This window comes from Solibacillus cecembensis (assembly GCF_050272495.1).
Classification (GTDB): Bacteria; Bacillota; Bacilli; order Bacillales_A; family Planococcaceae; genus Solibacillus; species Solibacillus cecembensis.
On sequence record NZ_JBNNMF010000010.1, the window covers coordinates 150,296 to 162,215 of the forward strand.

Genomic DNA, 11,920 nt, shown 5'->3' on the forward strand with positions numbered 1-11,920 from the left:
ACGCCTCGGCGTAATTGATTATTACTTTTTTAAAACACGTGCAACCTTTAGTACATGTTCTAAACTACTTTTTGTTTCATGAAAATTTAATGTGGCCGCCTGCGTTCTGGCGATAATAACATAATCCATATCTTTTCTTACTTCATCTTTTAACTCAAGAAAAGCTTGGCGTACATAACGTTTTACTCGAACACGTGTAACCGCGTTTCCAACTTTTTTGCTTACTGATAAGCCGATGCGAAACGCCTCTTGTTGTTCACCTTTTAAGCAATAAACAATAAATTGGCGATTCGCGAATGACTTACCTTTTCTAAACACCTTTTGAAAGTCTTCATTTTTCTTAATACGTTGGCGTTTATTCATTGATCCATTCACCTGTCCCATCTAATCATTGGTTCTTTTTTTGCTTCAATCGAAAATAAAAGAAAAAAAGACCACTGATGTGGCTCAGTGGACTTATGCTGATAATACTTTTCTTCCTTTACGACGACGAGCAGCTAAAATATTTCGGCCGTTTTTTGTGCTCATGCGAGCGCGGAAACCGTGAACTTTAGAGTGCTTACGTTTCTTAGGTTGGTACGTACGTTTCATTTGTATACACCTCCTACATTCGAATGTTACTATATCTATTTCTACATACAGACCATGACATTATATAAATAATTTTAACTGTTTGTCAATGCCTATTCAATTTTTTCGAAATTTTATTGTATGTAGCACTTCAAACATTATAGCACGCATGTTGCAAATTAGTTAGTCATTATCACTCGGATAGGATCTAATTCGGACAAAACCCTACTTACACCTTCCTCTTCACTCCGGGCTACTTATCTATATGATACTTGCATAAATAGTCGTTAATGAATGCCTAAACCAAACATTTCTATCGTTTACTTACTTCCAAATCACTTTAAATCTCGTTTGAACATTATTTTTACTTGATGTTGGGTTAAACATGGCTGCTCACTCAAAGATAAATAAGCTAGTTTTCCTTCTTTTCAAGTTATCCACAAATCCACAATAATTGTCCCCATAAGTTGTGTGCAATTATTTCACCCTCTTTTTTTATCCACACCCCTTATCTACAACTTTTTCACAAATTCTATGCCTGTGGACAACTCAAACGTTAATAATCATTTTTTATGTGGATAAGATCGTTTAAGTATTGAAATGCCTGCATTTATTTGTTACGATAACTGTGTTTTACTTTGTGGATTTCTTTTTCGGGAAATATTTTATCCACAACTGTTAGTAATCTGTGGACTATTTTTTACACCTGTATTGAATAACAGTTATCCACAGCGTATAGTTATGTGTATGACCTTATATTCTCTATTAAAAAAGGACTATTTTTAACGCTCTGTTGAATGACTATATAAATGAATCTTATTGCATCTCTTTTTAACTATCCTTAGAAAGATATGAACTAATGAAAGGAAGAAATAGCTTGGAACATTTAGATAATTTATGGAATGCTGTGCTTACCCAAGCTGAACAGAAAATTTCAAAGCCCAGCTTCGATACTTGGTTGAAAGCAACCAAACTGCTGGCCCATAGCGGTACAAATGTCACAATCTCAGCTCCTAACTCTTTTGCCCGTGATTGGCTTGAAAATTATTATGTCCATATGATTACAGGCATTTTAAATGAGTTGACTGGCGAAGATCTGGTCATAAAGTTTGTTGTTCAGAAGGATCAAAATACAGATGATTTTGAACTTCCCCCACCGATTACACAAGCAAGGAATAGTGATCAACACGACACGGCACCAGGGATGCTTAATCCTAAATATACATTTGATACATTTGTTATTGGTTCTGGAAATCGCTTTGCCCATGCAGCAAGTTTGGCTGTAGCTGAGGCCCCTGCAAAAGCATATAACCCTTTCTTTATTTACGGGGGCGTTGGGTTAGGTAAAACACACTTAATGCACGCAATTGGACACTATGTGAAGGAACATAACCCAAAGGCAAATGTTGTCTACCTCTCTTCTGAGAAATTTACAAATGAATTTATTAACTCAATTCGAGATAATAAAACAATTGATTTTCGAAACAAATACCGCAATGTAGATGTTCTACTAATCGATGATATTCAGTTTTTAGCTGGGAAGGAATCCACACAAGAGGAGTTTTTCCATACATTCAATACGCTGCATGAAGAATCAAAGCAAATTGTTATTTCAAGTGACCGACCACCTAAAGAAATCCCAACATTAGAAGATCGCTTACGTTCTCGCTTTGAATGGGGATTAATTACTGATATCGCACCACCAGACTTAGAAACGCGTATCGCTATTTTACGTAAAAAAGCGAAAGCAGATGGTTTAGATATCTCGAATGAAGTAATGCTTTACATCGCCAATCAAGTTGATACAAATATTCGCGAACTTGAAGGTGCTTTAATTCGTGTTGTTGCCTATTCATCATTAGTAAATAAGGATGCCTCACCAGAACTGGCAGCAGAGGCGTTAAAAGACATTATGCCAAACTCCAAGCCACGTATGGTTACCATCTTTGATATACAAACAGCTACTGGAGAGCATTTCAATATTCGCCTTGAAGATTTCACTACGAAACGACGTACGAAATCAATCGCCTTTCCACGTCAAGTTGCCATGTTTTTATCGCGGGAATTAACGGATTTTTCATTGCCTAAAATAGGGGAAGAATTTGGGGGACGAGATCATACAACCGTCATCCATGCACATGAGAAAATTTCTAAACTATCAAAAATAGATCAACAATTACAGCAAGACATTAAACAAATCCGTAGTATGTTAGGTAAATAAGCTGTGTATAACTCTACCTTTTTCACACAATCTTATTCACACGTTACTAACATGTGAATAACGTGCGAATACTGGCTAGAATAGTAGTTATCCACAAATCCACAGCCCCTATTACTATATCTATTAATATCTTTAATAAATAAATAATATATAAGTGAGGTTAAATAATGAAATTTGATATTTTACGTGACCGTTTTTTAAATGGATTAAATGACGTTATGAAAGCTGTTAATTCAAAAACAACAATTCCAATTTTAACGGGAATAAAAATAGATGTAACGAACGAAGGAATTAATCTAACGGGTAGTGATGCAGACATTACAATTCAAACATTCATTCCTGTTGAGGAAAATGGCGAACAAATTATAAACATAAGCGAAACCGGTTCAATTGTATTACAAGCCCGTATGTTTAATGAGATTGTTCGAAAATTACCAACAAATGAAGTTGAAATTGAAGTAACAAATAGCTTTGCTACAAATATCCGTTCAGGTAAATCGGAATTCCACCTAATTGGGTCAGATGCATCTGAATATCCATTATTGCCTGAACTATCAGCAGATCGACAATTTTCAATTCCAGCTGATTTGTTAAAATCAATTATTCGCGAAACAGTATTTGCAGTAGCTACTTCTGAAAGTCGCCCCGTGTTGACAGGTGTCAACTGGAAGGTAGAAGAGGATGAATTAATATGCATCGCAACGGATAGTCACCGCCTTGCAAGACGTAAAGTGAAACTGGAAAATTTACCAACAGATATCACATCCGTTGTTATTCCAGGAAAAAGTCTTAATGAACTCTTTAAAATTTTAGATGATTCGACAAATCCGGTACAAATTGTTTTAACAAACCAGCAAGTATTATTTAAAACAGATGATGTTCTATTCTTCTCACGTTTACTTGAAGGCAATTATCCGGACACATCACGTTTAATTCCAGAAGATTACAAAACGAATGTAACAATTAACGGAAAATCATTATTACAAGCAATTGATCGTGCTTCATTACTTGCTCGTGAGGATCGAAATAATGTTGTACGTTTTGAAACATTACAAGCCAATACGGTTGAAATTTCATCTAATTCACCTGAAATTGGGAAGGTAGAAGAGCAAATTCAAGTTGAGGCGTTAGATGGGGAAGCTTTAAAAATTTCATTCAGTGCGAAATATATGATGGAGGCCCTAAAAGCAATTGACGGGCAAGATGTTATTATTCAATTCACTGGTGCGATGAGACCATTTATTTTACGTTCAGTAGCAGATGATGCGATTTTACAATTAATTTTACCTGTTCGTACGTACTAATTGAATATTCCGCAATATGGTTTATTAAGATAGTCACCTTCCAGTGACTGTCTTTTTTTACTTCTCACCAATTTTTAGGTATGATAGAAAGATAGACTTTATTTTCGAGGAGGCTGAGTTACAATGAACGACTTAGTAATTGACACAGAATACATAACGCTCGGACAAGCGTTGAAAATGACCAATACAATTAGTTCTGGTGGTATGGCAAAATGGTTTTTAAGTGAGCATGAGGTATTTGTAAACGGAGAAAAAGAAGATCGTAGAGGAAGAAAGTTACGTCACGGAGATCTTGTAAATATTCCAGGTGCAGGACGTTTCCGTATCATAGATGCATTTATTCAAAACGAGGAAATGTAATTCATGAATATCGAACGCCTGCAGCTAAAAAACTATCGTAATTATGAATCGCTCTCACTGGATTTTTCATCCAAAACAAATGTTTTTATTGGCGAAAATGCACAAGGTAAAACAAATGTTATGGAGTCAATTTATGTTTTAGCGATGGCAAAATCCCATCGGACGTCGAATGATAAAGAATTAATACGTTGGGAAGCCGATTATGGTAAAATAGAAGGTGTAATTGAAAAGCGTTATGGTCGTGTTCCGATCGAGTTAACGATTTCAAAAAAAGGTAAAAAGGGCAAGATTAATCATCTTGAACAAACTAAGTTGAGTAATTATATTGGGCAAATGAATGTTGTCATGTTTGCTCCTGAAGACTTAAATGTTGTAAAAGGGAGCCCCCAAATTCGAAGACGCTTTATCGATATGGAGATAGGGCAGATTTCACCGATTTATTTACACGATTTACTAACATTCCAAAAAGTTTTAAAACAGCGCAATCATTTATTAAAAAGTAATCAAGGAAAAGCATCATTAGCAAAAGATATGATGTTTGATATTTATACGGAGCAATACATCCAAGCTGCTGTTCAAATTATTCGTAAAAGATTTCAATTTATGGAGCTCTTACAAGAATGGGCAGAACCAATTCATTTCGGTATTTCTCGTGGTTTAGAAAAACTAGTTATTAAGTATCGTCCTGTAGCAGGAATGGAAGCTAGTTGGACTGCTGAAGAAATGGCCAAATACTTGGAAAAAAAACTCGCTGAAGTAAAGCAACGAGAAATTGACCGTGGCGTTACCCTAGTTGGTCCACATCGTGATGATTTACAATTCTTTGTCAATGATTATGATGTTCAAACTTATGGCTCTCAAGGTCAACAACGGACAACGGCATTATCTTTAAAGCTTGCAGAAATTGAATTAATTAAGCAAGAAACAAAAGAAACGCCAATTTTACTACTTGATGATGTTTTATCAGAATTAGATGATTATCGTCAATCACATTTATTAAATACAATTCAAGGTGAGGTCCAAACATTTGTGACAACAACAAGTGTGGATGGGATTCATCATGACACGATTAAACAAGCCAATTTATTTTCTGTACAACAAGGAAGTATTGAATAGCAAGATGTGAAGCTTTAATAAAAGTGAGCGTTTAAAAAATAAAAGTATTACACTTTTATAAAGAGAAGCATACTGAAGTTATGAAAGAGTAGGTGAACTATAGTGACTTTAGAAGAACATAAAGTCCATCAGTCATATGATGCGGATCAAATTCAAGTATTAGAAGGCTTAGAGGCGGTTCGTAAACGTCCTGGGATGTATATTGGTGCAACAAGTTCAAAAGGCTTACATCATCTTGTATGGGAAATCGTCGATAACAGTATCGATGAAGCATTAGCAGGCTATTGTACGGACATCTCAGTCACAATTGAGCAAGATAATTGGATTCGTGTAGAGGATAATGGCCGAGGAATTCCAGTTGATATTCAGGAAAAAATGGGTATGTCTGCTGTTGAAGTCATTATGACTGTTTTACACGCCGGAGGAAAATTTGGCGGTGGTGGCTACAAAGTGTCAGGTGGCTTACATGGCGTAGGTGCTTCAGTGGTAAACGCATTATCGAGCGAAACAATTGTACAAGTACAACGTGATGGCAAAGTTCATGAAATTAAATTTGAACGTGGTCATACAGTTCAAAAACTAAAAGTCGTTGGTGAGACTGAATCCAACGGTACAACCACGCGTTTCAAAGCGGATGAAGAAATCTTCAAAGAAACAACAGAATATGAATACGATATTTTAGCAACGCGTATCCGAGAATTAGCTTACTTAAACCGTGGAATTCGTATTGCAATCGCAGATGAACGCACAGGAAAAGAACGTTCTGAAACATTCCATTTTGAAGGCGGAATTCGAGAATACGTTGAACATTTAAATAGCAATAAAGAACCAATTCATAACCCAATTGATGTGTTTGGTGAAAAAGAAGGTATTACGGTAGAAATCGCAATGCAATATAATTCTGGTTTTAACTCAACAATTATGTCTTTTGCCAACAACATTAATACGTATGAAGGCGGTACACATGAATCAGGTTTTAAAACGGCATTAACACGTGTTATTAATGACTATGCCCGCAAAGCAAACATAATAAAAGAAGCAGATACAAATTTAACGGGTGAAGATGTACGTGAAGGATTAACAGCAATTGTTTCTATCAAACATCCAGATCCACAATTTGAAGGGCAAACGAAGACAAAGCTAGGTAACTCAGAAGTAAGTCAAATTACAAACGCGTTATTCTCTGAAGGCTTTGAACGTTTCTTGCTAGAAAACCCTACAATTTCCCGTCAAATTATTGAAAAGGGAACGATGGCAGCCCGTGCACGCGTTGCTGCCAAGAAAGCGCGTGAATTTACACGTCGAAAATCGGCTCTTGAAGTATCAAGCTTACCTGGTAAATTAGCGGATTGTTCATCTACGAACCCTGCTGAATCAGAAATTTATATTGTAGAGGGTGACTCTGCCGGTGGTTCTGCTAAATCAGGACGTGACCGACATTTCCAAGCAATTTTACCGTTGCGAGGGAAAATTTTAAACGTTGAAAAAGCACGTTTAGACCGTATTTTATCGAATGCCGAAATACGTGCAATGATTACTGCTTTCGGTACAGGTATTGGTGAGGAGTTCAATTTAGAAAAAGCGAGATATCATAAAATCATTATTATGACTGATGCCGATGTAGATGGCGCGCATATTCGTGTTTTATTATTAACGTTCTTCTTCCGCTTCATGCGACCGTTAATCGAAGCTGGCTATGTGTATGCAGCTAAACCGCCACTATACCAAGTGAAACAAAGTAAGCATGTAGAATACTGTTATTCAGATAGTGAATTAGAAGAAATTTTAGAGCGTCTACCTAAATTACCAAAGCCAATTGTACAGCGTTATAAAGGTTTAGGTGAGATGGACGCAACGCAATTATGGGATACAACAATGGATCCAGACCAACGTACATTAATTCGAGTAGAACTGGATGATGCCATTGAAGCCGATCGAATCTTTGATCACTTAATGGGTGATGAAGTAGGTCCCCGTCGTGATTTCATCGAGGAAAATGCGGTATATGTGCAAGACTTGGACGTTTAAGAGTTAACGTAATTGGAAGGAGGTCCTTATTTTGTCGGACATTCAACATGGACATATTGAATCGAGAAATATTACAACTGAAATCAAATCATCCTTTTTAAGCTATGCGATGAGTGTTATCGTTTCGCGTGCTTTACCAGATGTTCGTGATGGACTAAAACCAGTACACCGTCGTATTTTATATGGGATGCAGGAATTAGGAAATACAGCAGATAAACCTTACAAAAAGAGTGCCCGTATTGTTGGAGATGTAATGGGGAAATTCCATCCACATGGTGACTCTTCTATTTATGATGCGATGGTGCGTATGGCACAAGATTTCAGTTATCGTTATATGCTTGTAGACGGCCATGGGAACTTTGGTTCGATTGATGGTGACGGTGCAGCAGCGATGCGTTATACCGAGTCACGTATGTCAAAAATTGCGATGGAAATGTTACGCGATATCAACAAAGATACGATCGACTTTGAACCAAACTATGATGGTAGTGAAAGTGAGCCAAAAGTTTTACCAGCACGTTACCCAAACTTACTTGTTAATGGAGCGACTGGTATTGCTGTTGGTATGGCGACAAATATTCCACCACATAATTTAGGCGAAACAATTGACGGTGTTTTGGCTATTGCGAATAACCCAGCCATTACGACAGAAGAGTTAATGGAAATTATCCCTGGTCCAGATTTCCCAACAGGGGGGATTATTTTAGGACGCAGTGGTATTCGTCGTGCTTATGAAACAGGGCGCGGCTCTATTACAATTCGTGCTAAGGTTGAAATCGAACAAACTTCTAATAAAGAGACAATTTTAGTAAACGAACTTCCTTATCAAGTGAATAAGGCCAAACTAATTGAAAAAATTGCTGAGCTAGTACGTGATAAAAAGATCGATGGCATTACGCACTTACGGGATGAATCAGACCGTAATGGGATGCGTATTGTCATCGAAATACGCCGTGATGCAAATGCAAATGTTGTATTAAATAATTTGTATAAGCAAACAGCAATGCAATCTAGTTTTGGTGTGAATATGCTTGCGCTTGTCGATGGACAGCCACAAGTATTAGGCTTAAAAGATGTGCTTTACCATTACTTAGAGCATCAAAAAGTAGTTATCAAACGTCGTACAGCATATGAACTCCGAAAAGCAGAAGAGCGTGCTCATATTTTAGAAGGTTTACGTATTGCTTTAGATCATATTGATGAAATTATTGCAATTATTCGTGGCTCTCGAAATGGTGAAGAAGCAAGACCTCAATTAATGGAGCGATTTAATTTATCTGAGCGCCAAGCGCAAGCTATTTTAGATATGCGCCTTGTTCGTTTAAGTGGATTAGAACGTGAAAAGATTGAAGCAGAATATCAAGAACTTCAAATATTAATTGGCGAATTAAAAGCCATTTTAGCTGATGAAGAAAAAGTTTTAGAAATTATTCGTACAGAAATTGCTGAAGTAAAAGAGCGATTTAATGACAACCGTCGTACAGAAATTACTGCGGGTGGATTAGAAATGATTGAGGACGAGGATTTAATTCCACGTGAAAACTCAGTTATTACATTAACGCATAATGGCTATATTAAACGTCTAGCTGCGAATACATATCGTTCGCAAAAACGTGGTGGTCGTGGTGTACAAGGAATGGGTACAAACGAAGATGATTTCGTAGAGCACTTATTATTCACTTCAACACATGACACAATTTTATTCTTCACATCAAAAGGGAAAGTGTTCCGTGCAAAGGGATATGAAATTCCAGAGTACGGCCGCCAAGCAAAAGGTTTACCAATTGTAAACTTACTTAATATTGATAAAGAAGAAAAAGTAACGGCAATGATTCGTGTTGCTGAGTTTAAAGAAGATGCATACTTTATCTTTACGACGAAAACAGGTGTTACAAAACGTACACCAGTTATTCAATTTGCTAATATCCGCACAAATGGGTTAATTGCGATTACATTACGCGATGATGACGATTTAATTTCTGTGCATTTAACAGATGGTACGAAGGAAATTATTATCGGTACAAGTGATGGGATGTTAGTTCGTTTTAAAGAAGAGGACATTCGTTCAATGGGACGTACAGCAGCTGGCGTACGTGGTATTAAGCTGCGTGAAGGTGATCACGTTGTTGGCATGGAAATTTTAGAACCAGAGCAGGAAATTTTAGTCGTAACAGAAAAAGGTTACGGTAAACGTACACCTGAAGCCGAATATCGCTTACAAAGTCGTGGCGGCTTAGGTTTAAAAACGATGCAAATTACCGAGAAAAACGGTAAGATGTGTGCTGTTAAAGCTGTTGATGGAACAGAGGATATTATGTTAATTACGATTAATGGTATGTTGATTCGTATGGATGTTAAAGATATTTCTGTTATTGGCCGTAGTACACAAGGTGTTCGTTTAATTCGTCTGGCAGAGGAAGAATACGTTGCTACTGTAGCACGTGTTAAGAAAGACGATGATACATCAGAAATTGATGAAGAAGAAGAAGAAGAAGTAGAAGTAGATTCTGAATAAGTTTTTTGAAAAGAGCTGCACATTTTGTGTGGCTCCTTTTAATTTCCGTTTAAATCAAGTGAATTATGAACAATAAAACTTTAAAAGTATCTTCTCAATAGTTAAATTGTTCGATACAATAGGAATAAATTACTTAAATTAGGGGTGTGTGACATTGGAAACGACAGTTATGAGGGTTGAAGAGTTACGATTAGGGAAAATTGTAGCTGAAGATATTTTTGCCAATACACAATATCCAATTATTTATAAAAATGCAAAAATCAATCATGAACATTTCCGCCTTTTTGAGATGTTTAATTTAAATGAGATTTTAATATATAAAGAAAAAGAACTAGAAGTACTAACTGAAGAACAATCAGAAGTTGAGTCAACGATCATTACATTGCCGAAGTATACAAGTTTCGAAACTTATTATTATGATGCAATTGCTCAAATAAAAAAGGAATTTGGAAATTGGCAAGCGGGTGCAAAAATCGATCTTACAAAAGTTCGAGGAATGATTATCCCCCTAATTGAAAAGGTATTAGAAGATCGATCATATATATTCGATTTAAATACTTATTCTAATGCCAAAGATTATTTATTTCATCACTGTATTGCGACAGGACTAATTGCTTCAATTATTTCAAAAAAATTGGGGCATGATCGCGGTACAATTATTCAAGTAGCTATTGCGGGAATGTTGGCAGATAGTGGTATGGCTAAGGTAGCACCTCGTATTCGTGATAAGCAAAGTGCATTAACAGAAATTGAATTTGCCGAAGTAAAAAAACACCCTTACTATAGTTATTTACTTGTCAAGGATCTACCATCCATTAAAGAAGTTATGAAAGTAGCAATATATCAGCATCATGAGCGATTAAATGGAAGTGGTTATCCAAAGGGTGAAAAGATGAGTGCAATTACAACCTTTGGCCAAATTATTGCAGTTGCAGATGTATTCCACGCAATGACAAGTGAACGATTATATCGTTTAAAGCAGTCTCCCTTTAAAGTAATCGAAATGATTAAGGAAGAGGAGTTCGGGAAATTTGATGTTCAGGTTGTCCAAGCACTCGTTGATCTTGTTGTGGATTTACCAATTGGTACAAAAATTGAATTATCAAATTTAGAGCTAGGTGAAGTAATGTTCATCAACAAATATGCACCAACGCGTCCACTTGTTAGATTAATAAACTCCGGTGAGATTATTGATTTAGCAACAAATCGTAACTTTTATATTTCACGAGTAATTACAAAATAATATTAAAGTCATATTTGCTATGTACTATTATAAGTAAGAAATAAATAATTGCTAGGATATAAAAAAGAACATCTCCTCAATTAATTTTAATTAGGGAGATGTTTATGATTTTTGTGACGACCTTTGTTGCCAAATAAAAGCTAGAGAATTATGTAGTTGTTATTTCTATTTTTTTCTGTTGACGTAAATGATATTGTTTGATATTATATAAAAAGTCATTTAAATAAATACATATTGATTTGGAAGATAATAAATAGTTATTGACAAGTTGAAAAGTATTTGTTAATATATTTAAAGTCGCTATCGAGAGATGACGAAAACAACTTTTAAAAAGTTGTTGACACTACACAAAGAATTGTGTTAAGATATTAAAGTTGTCATTTCGATAACAATATGAACCTTGAAAACTGAACAAGCAAACGTTAATGATTTAAACGTTTAAGTGATGAACTTAAACAAATTATAGACATCAACTTTATGTTGATACGCTAGCAAAGCAAATGAGCTTTCAAACTAACTATTATGGAGAGTTTGATCCTGGCTCAGGACGAACGCTGGCGGCG

9 protein-coding genes are annotated in these 11,920 nt (G+C 36.0%); 7 read left to right on the forward strand and 2 right to left on the reverse strand.

Going from position 1 to position 11,920, the window contains the following annotated elements; genetic code table 11:
• Nucleotides 1-21 precede the first annotated feature (21 nt).
• Complete coding sequence (gene rnpA / locus ACQKIH_RS11025) at nucleotides 22-363, reverse strand: ribonuclease P protein component (RefSeq protein ID WP_057986538.1); 342 nt, start codon at nucleotides 361-363, stop codon at nucleotides 22-24.
• Nucleotides 364-456: 93 nt separating this feature from the next.
• Nucleotides 457-591, reverse strand: a complete 135-nt coding sequence (gene rpmH, locus ACQKIH_RS11030; RefSeq protein ID WP_057986540.1) for a 50S ribosomal protein L34 — start codon at nucleotides 589-591, stop codon at nucleotides 457-459.
• Nucleotides 592-1,447: 856 nt separating this feature from the next.
• Between rpmH and dnaA the strand changes: the two genes are divergently transcribed.
• The 7 genes from dnaA to ACQKIH_RS11065 all read left to right on the forward strand — a co-directional run bounded on the left by dnaA (nucleotide 1,448) and on the right by ACQKIH_RS11065 (nucleotide 11,357).
• Nucleotides 1,448-2,791: a chromosomal replication initiator protein DnaA gene (gene dnaA, locus ACQKIH_RS11035; RefSeq protein WP_427765906.1), complete on the forward strand. Its 1,344-nt coding sequence runs from the start codon at nucleotides 1,448-1,450 to the stop codon at nucleotides 2,789-2,791.
• Nucleotides 2,792-2,958: 167 nt separating this feature from the next.
• A complete protein-coding gene (gene dnaN, locus ACQKIH_RS11040) occupies nucleotides 2,959-4,095 on the forward strand; it encodes a DNA polymerase III subunit beta (protein ID WP_057986545.1) in 1,137 nt (378 codons plus the stop codon).
• A gap of 123 nt (nucleotides 4,096-4,218) precedes the next feature.
• Entirely contained in the window at nucleotides 4,219-4,455 is a 237-nt protein-coding gene (gene yaaA / locus ACQKIH_RS11045; RefSeq protein WP_057986547.1) for a S4 domain-containing protein YaaA, read from the forward strand.
• A 3-nt stretch (nucleotides 4,456-4,458) separates the two neighbouring features.
• Complete coding sequence (gene recF / locus ACQKIH_RS11050; protein ID WP_057986549.1) at nucleotides 4,459-5,571, forward strand: DNA replication/repair protein RecF; 1,113 nt, start codon at nucleotides 4,459-4,461, stop codon at nucleotides 5,569-5,571.
• 102 nt (nucleotides 5,572-5,673) lie between these two features.
• Nucleotides 5,674-7,599 (forward strand): DNA topoisomerase (ATP-hydrolyzing) subunit B, encoded by a 1,926-nt coding sequence (gyrB, locus tag ACQKIH_RS11055; RefSeq protein WP_057986551.1) that lies wholly within the window; start codon nucleotides 5,674-5,676, stop codon nucleotides 7,597-7,599.
• A 31-nt stretch (nucleotides 7,600-7,630) separates the two neighbouring features.
• Nucleotides 7,631-10,114 carry a DNA gyrase subunit A gene (gyrA, locus tag ACQKIH_RS11060; protein ID WP_427765911.1) on the forward strand — a complete coding sequence of 828 codons (2,484 nt, stop codon included), beginning with the start codon at nucleotides 7,631-7,633 and terminating at the stop codon, nucleotides 10,112-10,114.
• Nucleotides 10,115-10,268: 154 nt separating this feature from the next.
• Nucleotides 10,269-11,357 (forward strand): HD-GYP domain-containing protein, encoded by a 1,089-nt coding sequence (locus ACQKIH_RS11065; protein ID WP_057986555.1) that lies wholly within the window; start codon nucleotides 10,269-10,271, stop codon nucleotides 11,355-11,357.
• Nucleotides 11,358-11,920: the final 563 nt, after the last annotated feature.